Here is a 16,821-nt window from a genome sequence, read left to right on the forward strand (position 1 = left end):
CGTGCGACGGTTTTCCCGGTAGGTTGCACGCCGTGGAGGAGATCGACCGCGCTATCGTCGCCGCGCTGACCGCCGACGGCCGTCTGTCGTACACCGACCTGGCCGAGCGGGTGGGGCTGTCGGTGTCCGCCGTGCACCAGCGGGTCCGTCGGCTGGAGCAGCGCGGGGTGATCAAGGGGTACGCCGCCCGGGTGTCGTTCGAGGCGCTGGACCTGCCGCTGACCGCGTTCGTGGCGATCCGGCCGTTCGATCCGTCGCAGCCGGACGACGCCCCGGAGCGGCTGGCCCACCTGCCGGAGATCGACTCCTGCTATTCGGTGGCGGGGGAGGACTTCTACCTGCTGCTGGTGCGGGTGGCCAGCCCCACCGACCTGGAGCGGGTGCTCCAGGAGATCCGTACCTCGGCGAACGTCACGACCCGGACGACTGTGGTGTTGTCCACGCCGTACGAGAACCGGCCGCCGAAGATCAGCTCTGCGGCACCGAGTCGGTCGCGGTCCCGGGCGCCGGAGGAGCCGGCTGGTTCCACCGCAGGATGACCTGCCGGCCGTGTTCGTGACCGAGCGCGCTGACCGTGGCGGTGTCCAGGCGTAAGCGCCCACCGGCGGACGGGGGCAGGCCGATCCAGCGGGCACCGAGCACCCGCAGGCTGTGCGCGTGCCCGACCAGTGCGACGGTGCCGCGGTCGAGCAGCGGGGTGACGCGGGCCAGCACCCGGTCGAGCCGTTCGCCCACCTGCGCGGGGGACTCCCCGCCGGGGCAGCCGTCGGTCCAGATGTTCCAGTGCGGATCGTCGTCGTGGATGTCGACGGTGGTGCGGCCCTCGTACTCGCCGTAGTTCCACTCGCTGAGGTCTTCGTCGACGGCGTCGACGGTGAGCCCGGCCAGCTGCGCGGTGCGCAGCGCCCGGGAGCGGGGGCTGGTCAGCACGGTGACGAAGCGCCGGCCGGCCAGGAACGCGGCCAGGGTGCGGGCCTGTCGCTCGCCGTCGGGGGTCAGCTCCAGGTCAGTGTACGAGGTGTGCCGCAGGCTGGCGCTCCAGGTGGTCTCGCCGTGCCGGATCAGCAGGAGCTCTCCCATGCGGTCAGTTAACCATCGCGAGGTGGCGCCGACAGGAGACCCTCCCACTACCCATCTTCCTAGGATGCCTTAGCGGGTGTGCCGACCGGCACTGCCGGTTTCGGCACCCGGAGACCGGGCAAGCGAGCCAGGACAACCGCCAGACCGAGGAGGCGCGATGAGCTTCACCGAGAAGGCAAAGAACAAGGTTGAGCAGATGGCCGGCGCCGCGAGGGAGCGCGTCGGCGACATGACCGACAACGAGCGGATGCGTGGCGAGGGCGCCAGCCAGCAGAGCGACGCGCGCGCCAAGCAGGCCGGTCAGAACGTTAAGGACGCTGGTCGAAACGTGAAGGACTCGTTCACGAAGTGACCTGAGCGGTCCACGGGTCCCCGGGCGCACCGTCGCCCGGGGACCCGTCGTGCTGCGTTCCCTGGTGCTGGCCGCGTTGGCCCTTTTTCCTGCTCGGCGTGGCGGTCACCATGTACGCCCCGCGGCCCTGCGTGGCCAACTGCGGTGGCGGCCTCGGCACCATCTCGGGCGGGAGAATCCTTGGTGAGCCATATACCTGGGAGTCATATTGATGCCTCTGAGGGATATCGCCGACCGGAGTGGCACCGCCCCGACGCTCCACGCGCGCAATGCCCGCGTCGCCGGGGGGCCACTGCCTCTCGGGGGCGAGGTGGGCGAGGTGCGTCCGCCGGCGTTCGAGACGGTCCGCGCGGGTCAGTGAGGCGCTTTCGCGTCTGCGATGATCTGCGGCGTGATCCGACCCCGCCTCCGCCCATTGTGGTGTGGCGTACTGGTTGCGGCGGCCGTTGTCGGCAGTGTCGCGTGCACGGCGTCCCGGGTGCCACCACCGGAGGGGCCGGTCTTCGTCGGCTCGTCCACGTCTGCGCCCGCGCCGCCGGCCGGCGCATCGCAGGCGGTTCCGACGCCAACGGCTCCCGCCACCCCACAGAGTGTCCCGACACCGACGGTTCCGGCTGTTCCGGCTTTCCCGGGCGCGACGCGGGTGGGGAGCAGGGCGCCGGTGGTGGATCACGGCCCGCGCACCGGTGCCAAGGTTGCGCTGACCTTCGACGCGGACATGACCGATGGGATGTTGGCCAGTCTGCGGGCCGGCCGGGTGAAGTCGTACGCGAACCTGCGCATTCTCGACCTGCTGGAGCGGGAGCAGGTGCCGGCGACGTTCTTCCTGACCGGCAAGTGGGTCAAGCGGTATCCGGACGTGACCCGGCGGATCGCCGGCAACCCGCGCTTCGAGTTGGCCAATCACACCTATGGGCACGCGGCGTTCACCGCCGACTGTTACGACCTGCCCCGGCTGCCGGTTGACGAGCTGGCCGGCGATGTGGCGAAGACGTTCGAGGTGATCGCGCCGTACGGGGGTCGGCAGACCCGGTACTTCCGGTTTCCGGGCTTGTGCCACGACGCGGCGGCGTTGGACGCGTTGGCACCGCTGGGTGTGACTGTGGTCGACGGGGACGTGGTCAGCGGCGATCCGTTCGCGACGGCGTGGAAGCCGTTGGTGCGGGCGGTGTTGGACCACGTTCGCCCCGGATCAGTCGTGATCATGCATGTGACCGAGGCGAACGCGGCGATGACCGATGAGGCGTTGCCGCACATCCTGGCCGGATTGCGGGAGCGGGGGCTGGTGCCGGCGCCGTTGTCCGAGGTGTTGACCGCCTGACGGCCCGTCGCGCCAGGTGCGGCACTGTGCACGCCAGGGGAGCGGCCGGGTTGAGGTAGGGGAAACGGGCTGGCGCGACCTGTCACGGTTGAGGTCCCACCGGACATGGAGTGAACGTGAGCTCCGGCATTGAGTACTACGAGGACCGCTTCCAGCGCGTCTACCTTGAGCACTTCGAGCCGTTGTTGGCGTACGCGCTGCGGCGCGTCGCGCATCCCGAGGACGCGGCCGACGTCGTCGCGGAGACCTTCCTGGTCGCCTGGCGGCGCAGGCATGACATTCCGGCCGACGGTGAAGCTCGGCTCTGGCTGTACGGGGTGGCCCGGCGGGTGCTGGCCAACCATCACCGGGGTGGGGTTCGCCGGCAGCGGCTGGGTGAACGGCTACGTGAGCAGATCGCCGCCGCGGTCGCCGCCGATCCGGGCAGTGAGGTGCCCGAGCGGCTCGCTGTCCGGGCGGCGTTGGCGGGTCTGGGTGAGCTGGACCGCGAGGTGTTGATGCTCACCGTGTGGGAGGGCTTGCAGCCGCGCGAGGTGGCTGCGGTTCTCGGGGTCGGTCCCGCAGTGGTGCGGACACGGCTCTCGCGTGCGCGAGCCAGGCTGCGCGAATTGGTCGGTGACGGCCCTGGCCCGCCTGGACATGTACTCGACGTGCTGACCGCAGCCACCCGGAAGGAGCAGAGATGACCGAGGAACACCTTGACCTGCTGGTTCGGGAAGCTGACCCCGCTCGGCGGGACCTCGTCGGACAGTTCGACGGGGTGAAGCAGGCCCTCCTGGGGGAGATCATGTCGGAGTCGACGCTCGGTCGGTTCGTGGAACCACCCCGACGGCAACCGAGAGTGCGTCGCTTTGCTGGCGTGGCGACGGCGGCGGCCGTGGTCCTCGCCAGCGTCCTGTCCGTCTCTGTTCTGCCGCGCGGGTCCGAAGAGGTCGGGGAGGTGGCTTCCGCTCCCAGCGCCGGTGCTCCGGTCGTCTACTCGCCGGTGGCGATGCGGGCTGCGGAGAAGAATCCGCGGTTGCTGATCAACCGGCCCGGCTGGAAGGCGACAGTCGTGTACGGGTTCACCCAGGAGGCGGGCACCATCGTGTTTCGCAACGGTGGGCGCGAGTTGGAGTTCGACTGGTATCCGGCTGACGGTTACGCCGACCGTTACGCCGACCGGCTCAACGTCAGTCGTCCGAAGGCTGTGCAGGTCGATGGCTGGCCGGGGGACCTGTTCGAGTATTCCGCCAGCGACTTCGAGGTGTTGCTCCGTCCCCGTGACGGGGTCTTCGTCGAGTTGCGCACCGGGGGTGACTGGTCCCGGAAAGGGTTCGCCCGGGTCCTCGCGAATGTGGTCCGGGCGGATGCGCGTACGTGGTTGGGTGCGCTTCCGCCGGAGATCGTCACTTCCGAGCGGGCGCTGGCGCGGGCGGCCGAGGTGCTCGCGGACGTGCCGCTCCCGCCGGGCTTCGATGTGGCGGCACTGGTTGACGTCGGCGTCAACGATCCCTATCAGTTCGGCGCCGCTGTGACGTCGCGGGTCGGTTGCGGGTGGATCGCGGAGTGGCAGCGCGCGAGGACGAGCGGGGATGAGGCCGGGGTGCGGCGGGCCGCCGAGGCGCTGCGGAGCAGCCACGGGTGGCGGGTGTTGCGGGACATGGACAAGACGGGCGACTGGCCGGAGGTGTTCTGGGAGTACGCCGACGAGATCGCAGCCGGGACGCTGCGGCCCGGATACGTCCAGGGCCTGGGCTGCCGGTGACGGAGGACGGCGGCGCCCCCGGGGTGATCACCTCGGGGGCGCCGCCGTCGGTGGGTCAGTCGTCGCGGTGGTCGTGCCACCACTGCTGGCCGTCGGCGGGCAGGGTGTCGATCGGGTCGTAGTAGGCGTAGCGCTTGTTGAGCGCCTCCAGGTCGGCGGATTCGATGGAGGTGCGGTAGTTCTTCGTCCAGTAGGAGATGCCGCGCTCACGGTCGTAGTCGGTGAGCATGTGCACCCAGCGCTTACCGACGAAGGGGACGTCGCAGACGATGCGGGGGGTGGCGTAGCCGGGAAGGTAGCCCATGATGTCGTGTTGGAGTTGCTGGGCGTGCCAGACCGGGACCCGCCAGTGTTCGGCGTTGGGGATCATGTCGCACATGTAGAAGTAGTACGGCAGGATCCCGGCTTCGCCTTGGAGGGCGAAGCAGAGGTCGAGCAGTTCCGGGGTGGTGGCGTTGACGCCGCGCATGAGGACGCCCTGGTTGCGGACGTCGCGGACGCCGACGTCGAGGGCGGTCTGGGCGGCCTTGGCGACCAGTGGGGTGAGCGACTGGGCGTGGTTGACGTGGGTGTGGATGGCGAGGTTGACGCCGCGGCGGGCGGCGGTGCGGGCGACGCGTTCCAGGCCCTCGACGACGTCGGGCTGCAGCCAGTGTTGGGGTAGGCCCATGAGGGCCTTGGTGGCGAGCCGGATGTCGCGGACCGTATCCAGTTCCAGCAGGCGCATGAGGTACGACTCGAGGTTGCGCCAGGGGACGTTGGCCACGTCGCCGCCGGAGACGACCACGTCGCGGACGCCGGGGTGGGCCTTGAGGTAGGCGATGTGGGCGTCGTAGCGGTCGACGGGCTTGAGGGTGAGTTTGAGTTTGTCGACGGCGGGGGTGGAGTTGCCGACGAGGTCCATGCGGGTGCAGTGTCCGCAGTACTGGGGGCAGGTGGAGAGCAGTTCGGCGAGGACCTTGGTGGGGTAGCGGTGGGTGAGCCCTTCGGCGACCCACATGTCGTGCTCGTGGAGGCTGTCGCGGCTGGCGTAGGGGTGTGAGGGCCAGTCGGTGCGTCGGTCGGAGGCGACCGGGATCATGTAGCGGCGGATGGGGTCGGCGAGCAGCGCCTCGGTGGTGAGGGTCGCGAACGGCACCATCGTGTTGATCATTTGTGGTGGCACCAGCATGGACATGGTGGCCAGGGCCAACTGGTCGGCCTCGAGGTCGGCGTAGAAGGTTTCGTCGATCAGGTCACCGAAGACGGCGCGGAGCTGCTTGATGTTCTTGACGCAGTTGACGCGCTGCCACTGGGCGGATTCCCACTGGTCGCGGGTGACGTGGCGCCAGCCGGGGAAGCGGGTCCAGTCGGGTTCGACCAGGGGGCGGCGGTGGTATTCGTAGGGCTGCCCGGCGGTCGGTGTGGCGGCCGGGACGTGACGGGGGTGCGGGATGGTCTGGGTCACGGCCCCTCCTCGGTGTTACGGCTGATCATCGAAGCCCGAAGGCTACTGGAAAATATTCGGTACAGAAACTAGTCTGCCGTAAGTTTTCCCGTTACGCGAGCCTTGACCGGGGCTTCGGACGGCTGGCAGGGGGAGGTTGGCGTGACGTCACCGGTGGGACTGCACCGCGTCGTGCAACCGGCGGGGGTGTTGCCGCAGGCGGCCTGGCGCCTGGACACGTCGGCGGCGATCGCGCCGAACGAGGTGCGGATCCGGGTGCAGCGGCTCAACCTGGACGCGGCGAGCTTCCGGCAGTTGTCGGAGAAGCACGGCGGCAACGGTGACGCGGTCCGCGCCGAGGTGCTGGAGATCATCGCGACCCGGGGGAAGATGCAGAACCCGGTGACCGGTTCGGGCGGGATGTTGATCGGCACGGTCGAGGAGGCCGGTCGGCGGTCCCCGCTGGGGCTCAGGGCGGGGGAGCGGGTCGCGACCCTGGTGTCGTTGACGTTGACGCCTCTGGTGATCACCGATGGGTTGGCCCGGTGGGACGGGCGCAGCGAGCAGGTGCCCTGTGACGGGTGGGCGATCCTGTTCGCGCGTTCCATCGCCGCGGTGCTGCCCGACGACGAGGACCCGCAGTTGTCCCTCGCCGTGCTGGACGTGTGCGGGGCGCCCGCGTTGACCGCCCGGGTGGTGTCGCGTTACGTCGAGGAGCGTCGGCGTAGCGGTGATCCGACGCCGGTGCGGGTCGCGGTGATCGGTGGGGCGGGTAAGAGCGGGTCGTTGTCTCTCGCCGCGGCGCGACGGGCGGGCGCCGCGCGTACCGTCGGGGTGGTGCCGGTGGCGGCGGAGCGTGACGCGCTGACGGCCGCCGGTCTGGCGTCGGTGGTGGCGTTGGCCGACGCGCGCGACCCGGTGGGGTTGTCCACGGCGGTGACCACCGCGCTCGGGGTGCCGGCGGACGTGACTGTGGTCTGCGTGGACGTGCCGGGGTGTGAGCACGGGGCGGTGCTGGCCACCGCTGACGGCGGCACGGTGATCTTTTTCTCGATGGCGACGAGCTTCTCGGCTGCCGCGTTGGGCGCGGAGGGGTTGGCGGCGGACGTGACGATGCTGGTGGGCAACGGGTACGTGCCGGGGCACGCGGAGTTGGCGTTGGGGTTGCTGCGGGCCGAGCCTGGGGTGCGTCAGCTGTTCGCGGCGCGGGTCGCGGCAGACTGAAGGTCATGACGAACCCCTCGACGTTGTATCGCGGTGGAGTGCTGCACTGCCCCGCCGACCCGAGCGCCACCGCGCTGCTGGTGTCCGGTGGGCGGATTGCCTGGTTGGGGACCGACGGTGACGCGCCGTCGGCCGATCGGGTGGTGGACCTGGGCGGGGCGTTGGTGACGCCGGCGTTCGTCGACGCGCATGTGCACGCCACCGACACCGGGTTGGCGTTGTCCGGGTTGGCGTTGTCCGGGGTGCGCTCGGCGGGGCAGTTGCTCGACGCGGTGGCGGGGTTCGCGGCGGGTCTGCCGGCGGACGCTGTGGTGCTGGGGCATGGCTGGGACGAGTCGGGTTGGTCGGATCCGACGTTGCCGGACGCGGCGGCGCTGGGCCGGGCGGCCGGTGGTCGGCGGGTGTACCTGTCGCAGGCGTCGATCCATTCGGCGTTGGTGTCGTCGGCGTTGCTGGCGGCGTGCCCGCAGGCGGTGCAGGCGGCCGGGTACGACGCGTCGGGCTGGTTGCGGCGCGACGCGCACCACGTGGTGCGGGCGGCGGCGCAGGCTTCGGTGAGTCGGGCGCAGCGGGTCGCGGCGCAGCGGGTGGCGCTGGCCCACGCGGCGTCGTTGGGGATCGCGGCGGTGCACGAGTGTGGTGGCCCGGAGATCTCCGACGAGGAGGACTTCACCGGTTTGCTGGGCATCTCCGGTGCGGGGTTGCCGGAGGTGTACGGGTACTGGGGTGAGTTGGGTGGTGCGGCGCGGGCCCGGGAGTTGGGCGCTGTCGGCGCCGGTGGGGACCTGTTCGCCGACGGGGCGTTGGGCTCGCGCACGGCGCACGTGTCGCGGCCGTACGGCGACGGTGACGGCTGCGGGCACGGGTACCTGTCGGTCGAGCAGGTGCGCGATCACCTGTTGGACTGCGCGGCGCACGGTATGCAGGGCGGGTTCCACGCCATCGGTGACGCGGCGATCGGCACCGTCCTGGACGGGTTCGCGGCGGCGGCGCGGACGGTGGGGGTGGAGCGGTTGCGCGCGGCCCGGCACCGCATCGAACACGCGGAGATCATGAATAAGGCGTTGATCGCGCGGTTCGTGGAGTACGGGGTGGTGGCGAGCATGCAGCCGGCGTTCGACAGGTTGTGGGGTGGCGCGGGCCGGATGTACGAGACGCGGTTGGGGTTGGACCGGTCGTTGGAGTCGAACCCGATGGGTGCGATGCACTCGGTGGGGGTGGCGTTGGCGTTCGGGTCGGATTCGCCGGTGACGCCGCTGGACCCGTGGGGGTCGGTGCGGGCGGCGGTGGCGCACCACAACCCGGCGCACCGGATGGGTGTGCGCTCGGCGTTCGCGGCGCACACCCGGGGCGGGTGGCGGGCGGTGCACCTGGACGTCGAGGGGGTCCTGGCGTTGGGTGCGCCGGCGACGTTCGCGGTGTGGTCGACGCCGGCGGGGGTGGAGCGGGGTCTGCCGGTGTTGCAGGCCGAGGACCCGGAGGCGCGGGGTCCGGACGATCCGACGCCGTTGCCGGTGTGCCGGCGTCTGGTGCTGCGCGGTGAGGTCATCTACGAGGAAGGGTCGTCATGACCGGGAAGCTTGATCTTGATCCGGTGCTGGTGGCGCGGGCGCGGGAGTTGGCGCGTCGGGCCGGGCAGCCGGTGGTGGACCTGGCGCGCAGCCACACCACGGTGTCGGTGGAGCGGGCGGTCCTGCGGTTGGCCGGGGTGACCGGCGCCGACCCGGACGGCATCCCGTGGGTGAACCGGCTCGTCGACGCGGTGGCCGCGGACGTGGGGTTGGGTCACGGGGTGGCGGTGCCGGTGTTCGACGCCCTGGTCCGCGAGGGCAGCACCGACGTGACGTTGCTGGCGCAGAAGGCCGCAGCCGGGTCGGTGCGGTTCACCCAGCCCACCGGGCGGGCGGCCACGGCGGCCCGGTCGGCGGCGCGTAAGGCGGTCGGCGCGGGCATTCGGCGCATCGACCGGCGGCGCGCCGAGCGGGACCGCCTCGTGAAGCGCCATGGCGACCCGGCGCAGCGGCCGTGGATCTACCTGATCGTCGCCACCGGTGACATCTACGAGGACATTCCGCAGGCGCAGGCGGCGGCGCGCGCCGGCGCGGACGTGATCGCGGTGATCCGTTCCACCGGGCAGTCGTTGCTGGACTACGTGCCCGAGGGCGCGACCCGGGAGGGCTTCGCGGGCACGTACGCCACCCAGGAGAACTTCCGGCTGATGCGTGCGGCGTTGGACGAGTCGTCGAAGGAGGTGGGCCGCTACGTGCGGTTGACCAACTACGCGTCCGGGCTGTGCATGCCGGAGATCGCGACCCTGGCCGGGTTGGAACGCCTCGACATGATGTTGAACGACTCGATGTACGGGATCCTGTTCCGCGACATCAACCCGGTGCGTACGTTCGTCGACCAGCGGTTCTCCCGGCAGGTGCACGCCCGCGCCGGGATCATCATCAACACCGGTGAGGACAACTACCTGACCACCGCCGACGCTGTCGACGAGGCGCACACGGTGACGGTGTCGCAGCTGCTCAACGAGTTCTTCGCGCACGAGGCGGGGTTGGCGGACTGGCAGTTGGGGTTGGGGCACGCGTTCGAGATCAATCCGGAGGTGCCGGAGTCGTTCCGGTTGGAGTTGGCGCACGCGTTGCTGGCCCGGGAGTTGTTCCCCAACGCGCCGTTGAAGTGGATGCCGCCGACGAAGCACATGACCGGTGACGTGTTCCGGGGCAATCTGCTCGACGGGTTCTTCAACCTGGCCGGTGCGCTGACCGGTCAGGGCATTCTGCTTGTGGGGATGATGACCGAGGCGGTGGTGACGCCGTGGTTGTCCGACCGGGACATCGCCCTGCAGAACGTGCGTTACGTCCTCGGCGCGGCCGGTGGGTTGCACGAGGACTTCGTGCCGGCGCCGGGCGGGTTCATCCGCCGTCGTGCCAACCAGGTCCTCGGTGAGGCACTGGACCTGCTGGACCGCATCGGGGAGCAGACGCTGCTGACGGCGATCGCCGAGGGCACCTTCGGGATCATGAAGCGGCCCGCGGATCGCGGCAAGGGCCTGTCCGGGGTGGCCGCGCACGAGGCCGACTACTGCAACCCGGCCACCGACATCCTGGAGGCCGCGGCGTGAGCGGGGAGAAGCAGATCGTGCGCCCGTACGGGGACACCACCGGTGACGGGATGGTGCAGGTGTCGTTCACCCTGCCGGTGACCCACGACAAGCGCGCCGAGGGCGCGGCGGTGCAGTTGGCCAACAAGATGGGCATCGACCCGGCGATGGTGGTGCACGCCAAGCCGATGGGCGACGGGTTCACGTTCTTCGTCGTCTACGGGCGGGTCAACCACCTGGTCGACCTGGGCGCCGTGCAGGTGGTGGAACGTGACTTCGCGCTGCTGTCGGCGAAGGACGTCAACACGGTGATCAAGCAGCGGTTGCGGCGCAAGTTGTCGGTGGTCGGGGCGTGCATCGGCACCGACGCGCACACGGTGGGCATCGACGCGATCCTCAACGTCAAGGGCATCGCGGGGGAGAAGGGCCTGGAGTACTACCGGGAGTTGAAGGTCACCAACATGGGCGCGCAGGTCAGCGTGCCGGAGCTGGTGGAGACCGCCCGGGCGGAGAAGGCCGACGCGGTGCTCGTGTCGCAGGTGGTCACCCAACGCGACGCGCACCTGCACAACACCCGGGAGATGTCGGCGGCGTTCCGGGAGGCGATGCCGGCGGGGCGGCGGCCGCTGCTGATCGTCGGTGGTCCCCGCTTCGACGAGACGATGACCGACGAGTTGGGCGTGGACCGGATCTTCGGTCGGGGCACCACGCCCGGTGAGGTGGCCAGCTACCTCGTGCACGCCCTGATCACGCAACGGAAGGCGATGGCATGACCGACGCACGGCTCGGGTTGACGGTGACGCACCGGCGGTATGTGCCGTACTCGCACGCCCACTACGCCGGCAACCTCGTCGACGGGGCGTACGCGCTGGGGTTGTTCGGCGATGTCGCCACTGAGGTGTGCATCCGCACCGACGGCGACGAGGGCCTGTTCGCCGGGTACGCCGACGTGCGGTTCCACGCGCCCGTCCATGCCGGGGACGTGGTCGAGGTGACCGCGCGGGTGGCGCGGCTGGGTACCCGCAGCCGCACCCTGGAGTTGAGTTGCGCGGTCGTGTGTAGGGGTCGCCCGGACCGCTCCGCGTCCGCCGCGGAGGTCCTCGACCCGCCGATCGTGGCGGTCACCGCGACCGGCACCGTGGTCGTCCCCGCCGCCAGCGTGAGTCGCGAGGAGTGAGCCGGGGTTGCGAGCCCCGCAGTCGCGAACAGGGAAACTCGTGACCCTGGCGGTCTGCGCCGACGTCGGTTCCACGTACACGAAGGTGGCGGTGGTGGACCTGGCCGCCGGTGTGCTGGCCGGCGCGGCGTCGGCGCCCACCACTGTGGGCACCGACGTGCTGCACGGCCTGGACGCCGCGGTCGCGGCGGCCACCGCCGGGCTCGGCGTGCGCGACGTTCCCTGGTACGTGTGCTCGTCGGCCGGCGGTGGGCTGCGCCTGGCCGTGATCGGCTACGAGCCGCTGGTCACCGCTCAGGCCGGCCGGCGGGTCGGGTTGTCCGCCGGCGCGCACGTGGTGCAAGTCGCGGCCGGGCGGCTCGACGCCGCCGACCTGACGGCGTTGCGGGCGGCCACCCCCGACGCGGTGCTCACCGGTGTGGAGGTGCTCGCCGACACCCTCGGCGGCGACCTGGCCGTTGTCGACGTGGGTGGGGCCACCACCGACGTGTACTCGGTGCTCACGCCCGACGAGCGGGCCACCGGGCCGGGCCGGGAGGACGCCGGCAGCCTGGGGCGGGCCCGCACCGTGGAGGGCGACCTGGGCTTGCGGAGGAGCGCCCCCGGGGTGGTGCGGGCCGCCGCGGAGGAGCGGCTGCTCACCGCCGGTGAGGCCGACGACCTGGGTGCTGCCGCGGCGCGCCGGGCGGCCGACCCGGCGTTGCTGGCCGTCGACGACGTCGAGCGGGCCGTGGACCGGCGCCTCGCCACCCTCGCCGCGACGGTGGCGCTGCGCCGGCACGCCCGGGGCGCCGCCACCGGTGAGCGGGCCGGGCGGGACCTGCGCGACGTGCGGATGCTGGTGGGCTCCGGTGGGGTGTTGCGGCACTCGTCGGCGGACGTGTCCGGGCAGGTGCTGACGGCGGTATTGGCCGACCACGCCGGCGGGTGGGCGCTGCCGCGCGCCGCCGCGGCGGTGGTCGACGCCGACTACGTGTTGGCCGCCGCAGGGCTGCTCGCCGAGGAGCACCGGGGCACCGCGCAGGCGCTGCTGCGTCAGCATCTGCGGACGCATTGAGACTCGCCGACCCGACACGCCGTGTCGCAACACACGACAGGCCGGCTGCGGGTTGACAACCGACGGGGGTCGGCACGTACCGTCTTTGAGTCCTACCACGGGAAGCGGCTGTTGTTCGCTTCGTCCCTTCGTCCGCTGGCCGAGTGACATGTTTGAGCGTCATCGTCGCGGCGGCCAGGTCCAGCGGGCGGGGGTCGGCGGGGCGGCGCGAACCGGCCGCGGTTACCGGTGTACGGGCAGGGTGAGGTGCACGGCCAGTAGACAACGGCCCGGCGGGGGCAGCCAGTCCACGTCCGGTCGGTCCGAAGGTCGTCGTGCCCCATTCTCGCCACACCGGCCGGGAAGGGCCTGGGAGCATCGGGGCGCGGCGCGAGCCGCGCCCCGATTTCATGTCCACCGGGCGGTTCGTCCCCGACGGCCCGACGCGGCCGGTGCACCCGCCAGCCAGGTAACCTTCGCCCCGTGATCGAGGTGAAGCGGTGACGACCCTGGACCGGGACGAGACGCACACCCCGGCGGCGCTGCCCCGGCCGGTCGTTCCCGGTCGGCCGCTGCCGCTGCGGGTCGCCGTGCCCCTGGCCGTGGCCGCCGGGCTGGCGCTGCTGGTGGCGTTCCCCCCGTACGGGGTGTGGCCGCTCGCGCCGGTCGGGGTGGCATTGCTGGCCGCCGCCGCGCACCGGCGGCGGTTGCGCGCCGGCGCCGGCCTGGGCTTCCTGACCGGGGTGGCGTTGTTCGCCCCGCTGCTGGCCTGGACGAACCTGCACACCGGCTACCTGCCGTGGGTGCTGCTGTCGCTGCTTCAGGCCGGCTACCTGGCGTTGCTGGGCGCGGCCACCGCCTGGGTGTCGCCGCTGGTCGACCGCGCCCGCTGGGCGTGGCCGGCGCTGACCGGGCTGCTCTGGGTCGGGCAGGAGGCGCTGCGCGACCGCACCCCGTTCGGCGGGTTCCCGTGGGGGCGGTTGGCGTTCAGCCAGGACAGCTCGCCGCTGCTGCGCCTGGCCGCGCTGGGCGGCGCCCCGCTGGTCACCTTCGTCGTGGCCCTCATCGGCGGGTTGCTGGTCACCGCCGTCTGGCGGGGCTGGGTCACCGCCCAGCGCCCCGCACCTGAGCCCACCACCACGGCGAGCGACGCCGTGCCGGGCGCTGAGGGCCCGCTGGAGGACCCTGCACGCGCCGGGGGTGCGCCGGGGCGGCGGTGGACGCCGGTGGTCGTACCGGCCGTCGTGGCCGTCGCGCTGACCGCCGGGGGTCTGCTGGTTCCGGTAGCCACCGCCGGGTCCGGCGCCACCGTCACCGTGGCGATCGTGCAGGGCAACGTGCCCCGGCTGGGCCTGGACTTCAACGCCCAACGGCAGGCGGTGCTCAACAACCACGTCGACGCCACCATCGAACTGGCCGAGCGGGTCGCCGCCGGGCAACAGCGGCGACCCGACCTGGTGGTGTGGCCGGAGAACTCCAGCGACATCGACCCGCTGCGCAACCCCACCGCCGGTGCGCGCATCTCCCAGGCCGCCGACACCATCGGCGCCCCGATCCTGGTCGGCGCGGTCCTGCTGGGCCCCGACGCCGGGCAGGTCCGCAACGCGGGCATCCTGTGGCGCCCCGGCACCGGCGCGGACCTCGAGCAGTTGTACACGAAACGCCACCCGGTGCCGTTCGCCGAGTACGTGCCGCTGCGCGACGTGGCCCGCATGGTCAGCAAGCAGGTCGACCTGATCCGCAACGACTTCGTGCCCGGAAGCACCCCGGGCGTGGTACGCGCCGGCCCCGCCGTGCTCGGTGACGTGATCTGCTTCGAGGTCGCCTACGACGAGGTGGTCCGCGACACCGTCACCGGCGGCGCGCAACTGCTGGTGGTGCAGACCAACAACGCCACCTTCAACGTGGCGGAGGCCCGCCAGCAGATGGCCATGGTGCGGTTGCGGGCAGTGGAGCACGGACGGCCGGCGTTGATGGCCTCCACGGTCGGGGTGTCCGGGTTCGTCGCACCCGACGGGCGGGTAAGCGATGCCACCGGGTTCAACACCCGGGAGGTCGTGGTGCGGCAGTTGCGGCTCGACGACGGACGCACCCTCGCCACCCGCCTCGGCTGGTGGCCCGAGGTGGCGCTCGCCGCGCTGGCCGCGGCGGCCCTGGTCGGCGCGGCGGTGCTGCGCCGGCGGCAGCGGGTCAGGCCCGGATAGCAACAGCCGGTACGCCGGCGGGAGCGGAGGAACCGTGATCCAGGCGACCGATACGATCCGACGCGCGGACGAGGTGCCCGGGGTGGGCCGGGTGCTGGTGGTGATCCCCACCTACAACGAGGCCGACAACATCGCCGTGATCGTGGGCCGGGTCCGGCGGGCCGCCCCGGCGGTGCAGATCCTCATCGCCGACGACAACAGCCCCGACGGCACCGGCGCGATCGCCGACGCCCTCGCCGACGGCGACGCGCACGTACAGGTGATGCACCGCCACGACAAGCAGGGCCTGGGTGCGGCGTACCTGGCCGGGTTCGGGTGGGCGCGCGAGCGTGGCTACCAGGCGGTCGTGGAGATGGACGCGGACGGCTCGCACGCCCCGGAGGACCTGCCGGCGCTGCTGGACGCCGCCCGTGACGCCGACGTGGTGATCGGGTCCCGGTGGACCAGCGGCGCGCGGGTGCTCAACTGGCCGCTGCGGCGGCTGTTGCTGTCGCGTGGCGGCAACCTGTACGCGCGCCTGGCGTTGGGAATGCCCGTCTCGGACGCCACCGGCGGTTACCGGGTGTACCGGATCAGCGCGTTGGACGCCATCGACCTGGAGTCGGTGACGTCGCAGGGCTACTCGTTCCAGGTGGAGCTGTCGCGGCTGGCGCACCGGGCCGGGGTGCGCATCGTGGAGGTGCCGATCACCTTCGCCGAGCGGGAACGCGGCGACAGCAAGATGAGCCCGAAGATCGTGGCCGAGGCGTTGTGGCGGATCACCGCGTGGGGGGTGCGCGACCGGCGCCAGGCGGTACGCCGGGGCCTGCACGGCACCGCCACCGGCCAGGCACGGTGGCCGTGAGCGCGGCCGTGTCATGCTGGATGAGCGGAACACGTCCGTGGTGTCCGCAGGAATGGCGATGAGGTGAGATGCGCCGAGGACTGAGGTTCGTGCCGTTGGCCCTGTTGCTGGCGGTGGTGCTGGAGCTGGCGGTGTTCGTCGGCGTGGGACGGGCGCTGGGGTTCGGCGCGGCGGTGTTGCTGGTGTTCGCCGCGTCCCTGCTGGGGTTGGTGCTGCTGCGCCGCGAGGGGATGCGCGCCTGGCGTGGTTTCCGCGCCGCCGCGGCCGCCGGGCAGCCCCCGGGCGGGCAGGTGACCGACGGGCTCGTCGGGTTGGCCGGCGCGCTGTTGCTGGCGGTGCCCGGCCTGGTCAGCGGGCTGGTCGGGTTGCTGCTGCTGGTGCCGCCGGTGCGTCGACTGGCCCGCGCCGGGGTGCGCCGCGCCACCGAGCGGCGGGTGTCGTCGATGGTCGCCGGTGACCTGTTCGGGCCCCGCACGGTGCGGGTGCGCCAAGGTGCGCCGCAACACACCCCGCAACCGACTCCACAGCCGGAACAGCCGGTGGTCGACGGCGGTCGGGCCATCGAGGGCGAGATCGTCGAGCCCGGCCGGCACTGAAGACCGGGCCACCTACCGCGCTGAGGACAGACATGACGGCGCCCCCGGGGAAAACCCCGGGGGCGCCGTCATCGTGCGTCGTGCGGCTCAGGCGCGGCCGCGGCGGGTCCGAACCTCCTGCAGGCGCTCCTCCAGGATGTCCTCCAGCTCGGCGATGGAACGCCGCTCCAGAAGCATGTCCCAGTGGGTACGCGGCGGCTTGGCCTTCTTCTGCTCCGGCTCGTTGCCGTCGACGAGTCGGGCGACGCTGCCGTCGAACTTGCATTCCCAGGTCGTCGGGACCTCGGCGTCGACGGCGAACGGCACCTCGAACTGGTGGCCCTTGGCGCAGAGGTACTCGCGGGTCTGACGCGGCGCGAGCTCCGTGTTGCGGTCGGATTCATAGCTCACCGCGCCAAGGCGGCTTCCGCGCAGCATACGCTCGCCCATGATCGACTTCCCCTCGTTCGTGGTGCTGGTCTTCTGGGTGTAACGGTGCGTCCCCGTCGAGCCATTCCCGCCCGAGGGCGTGAGGCGTCCACGGGTGGGCCGGGACCAAGGGTAGCCGGCCGGGACGCTCACCCGGTGAGGTGATCCCCAGGCGGGTCGGGACAACGGGGTGTGTCCGCTGCCCCCGGGGAGGTTTTCCGCCCGAGCCTACCGACGGTTGCGCCCCGAGCGTCAGGCGGCGTCCCCGGGAGTGGCGGCGCCGCGGCGGGCCAGCGGCAC

17 protein-coding genes are annotated in these 16,821 nt (G+C 71.8%); 14 read left to right on the plus strand and 3 right to left on the minus strand.

What is annotated here, in order from left to right:
• Positions 1–32: 32 nt before the first annotated feature.
• Complete coding sequence (locus tag KBX08_RS24780) at positions 33–539, plus strand: Lrp/AsnC family transcriptional regulator (RefSeq protein WP_091398289.1); 507 nt, start codon at positions 33–35, stop codon at positions 537–539.
• On the opposite strand, the gene KBX08_RS24785 is transcribed toward KBX08_RS24780, so the two are convergent.
• Positions 469–1,080, minus strand: a complete 612-nt coding sequence (locus KBX08_RS24785) for a histidine phosphatase family protein (protein ID WP_210785778.1) — start codon at positions 1,078–1,080, stop codon at positions 469–471. The two genes, KBX08_RS24780 and KBX08_RS24785, sit on opposite strands and share 71 nt — an antisense overlap.
• Before the next feature lie 157 nt (positions 1,081–1,237).
• Between KBX08_RS24785 and KBX08_RS24790 the strand changes: the two genes are divergently transcribed.
• The 4 genes from KBX08_RS24790 (at position 1,238) to KBX08_RS24805 (ending at position 4,500) form a co-directional block, all read left to right on the plus strand.
• Positions 1,238–1,432, plus strand: a complete 195-nt coding sequence (locus KBX08_RS24790) for a CsbD family protein (RefSeq protein WP_088989634.1) — start codon at positions 1,238–1,240, stop codon at positions 1,430–1,432.
• 661 nt (positions 1,433–2,093) lie between these two features.
• Positions 2,094–2,753 carry a polysaccharide deacetylase family protein gene (locus KBX08_RS34485; protein WP_210785779.1) on the plus strand — a complete coding sequence of 220 codons (660 nt, stop codon included), beginning with the start codon at positions 2,094–2,096 and terminating at the stop codon, positions 2,751–2,753.
• A gap of 116 nt (positions 2,754–2,869) precedes the next feature.
• The gene (locus tag KBX08_RS24800; protein ID WP_210785780.1) at positions 2,870–3,439 is read left to right on the plus strand and encodes an RNA polymerase sigma factor; all 570 of its coding nucleotides are present in this window, start codon (positions 2,870–2,872) and stop codon (positions 3,437–3,439) included.
• Positions 3,436–4,500: a hypothetical protein gene (locus tag KBX08_RS24805; RefSeq protein ID WP_210785781.1), complete on the plus strand. Its 1,065-nt coding sequence runs from the start codon at positions 3,436–3,438 to the stop codon at positions 4,498–4,500. The genes KBX08_RS24800 and KBX08_RS24805 overlap by 4 nt, the downstream gene beginning before the upstream one ends.
• Positions 4,501–4,555: 55 nt before the next feature.
• Here the strand turns inward: KBX08_RS24805 and KBX08_RS24810 are convergent, their stop codons facing one another.
• On the minus strand, positions 4,556–5,947 hold the full coding sequence (locus KBX08_RS24810; protein ID WP_210785782.1) for a KamA family radical SAM protein: 1,392 nt from the start codon (positions 5,945–5,947) through the stop codon (positions 4,556–4,558).
• A gap of 153 nt (positions 5,948–6,100) precedes the next feature.
• On the opposite strand from KBX08_RS24810, the gene KBX08_RS24815 reads away from it, so the two are divergent.
• The 9 genes from KBX08_RS24815 to KBX08_RS24855 all read left to right on the plus strand — a co-directional run bounded on the left by KBX08_RS24815 (position 6,101) and on the right by KBX08_RS24855 (position 16,113).
• Complete coding sequence (locus tag KBX08_RS24815) at positions 6,101–7,150, plus strand: zinc-binding alcohol dehydrogenase (protein ID WP_210785789.1); 1,050 nt, start codon at positions 6,101–6,103, stop codon at positions 7,148–7,150.
• Between the two features lie 5 nt (positions 7,151–7,155).
• Complete coding sequence (locus tag KBX08_RS24820) at positions 7,156–8,721, plus strand: amidohydrolase (RefSeq protein ID WP_210785783.1); 1,566 nt, start codon at positions 7,156–7,158, stop codon at positions 8,719–8,721.
• Positions 8,718–10,277, plus strand: coding sequence for a lysine 5,6-aminomutase subunit alpha (locus KBX08_RS24825; RefSeq protein ID WP_210785784.1), 1,560 nt, complete (start codon positions 8,718–8,720; stop codon positions 10,275–10,277). Before KBX08_RS24820 ends, KBX08_RS24825 begins: the two co-directional genes overlap by 4 nt.
• Positions 10,274–11,029, plus strand: a complete 756-nt coding sequence (locus KBX08_RS24830; protein ID WP_307850645.1) for an OAM dimerization domain-containing protein — start codon at positions 10,274–10,276, stop codon at positions 11,027–11,029. Before KBX08_RS24825 ends, KBX08_RS24830 begins: the two co-directional genes overlap by 4 nt.
• Positions 11,026–11,433: a hotdog domain-containing protein gene (locus KBX08_RS24835; RefSeq protein WP_210785785.1), complete on the plus strand. Its 408-nt coding sequence runs from the start codon at positions 11,026–11,028 to the stop codon at positions 11,431–11,433. Before KBX08_RS24830 ends, KBX08_RS24835 begins: the two co-directional genes overlap by 4 nt.
• A gap of 40 nt (positions 11,434–11,473) precedes the next feature.
• Complete coding sequence (locus KBX08_RS24840) at positions 11,474–12,490, plus strand: glutamate mutase L (RefSeq protein ID WP_210785786.1); 1,017 nt, start codon at positions 11,474–11,476, stop codon at positions 12,488–12,490.
• Between the two features lie 488 nt (positions 12,491–12,978).
• A complete protein-coding gene (gene lnt, locus KBX08_RS24845) occupies positions 12,979–14,673 on the plus strand; it encodes an apolipoprotein N-acyltransferase (protein WP_247670010.1) in 1,695 nt (564 codons plus the stop codon).
• A gap of 34 nt (positions 14,674–14,707) precedes the next feature.
• On the plus strand, positions 14,708–15,517 hold the full coding sequence (locus KBX08_RS24850) for a polyprenol monophosphomannose synthase (RefSeq protein WP_307850646.1): 810 nt from the start codon (positions 14,708–14,710) through the stop codon (positions 15,515–15,517).
• 68 nt (positions 15,518–15,585) lie between these two features.
• Complete coding sequence (locus KBX08_RS24855; protein WP_210785788.1) at positions 15,586–16,113, plus strand: FxsA family protein; 528 nt, start codon at positions 15,586–15,588, stop codon at positions 16,111–16,113.
• 87 nt (positions 16,114–16,200) lie between these two features.
• Here the strand turns inward: KBX08_RS24855 and KBX08_RS24860 are convergent, their stop codons facing one another.
• Entirely contained in the window at positions 16,201–16,542 is a 342-nt protein-coding gene (locus KBX08_RS24860) for an RNA polymerase-binding protein RbpA (RefSeq protein ID WP_091398247.1), read from the minus strand.
• Positions 16,543–16,821 lie beyond the last annotated feature (279 nt).

This window comes from Micromonospora sp. H61, assembly GCF_018070325.1.
GTDB lineage: Bacteria > Actinomycetota > Actinomycetes > Mycobacteriales > Micromonosporaceae > Micromonospora > Micromonospora salmantinae.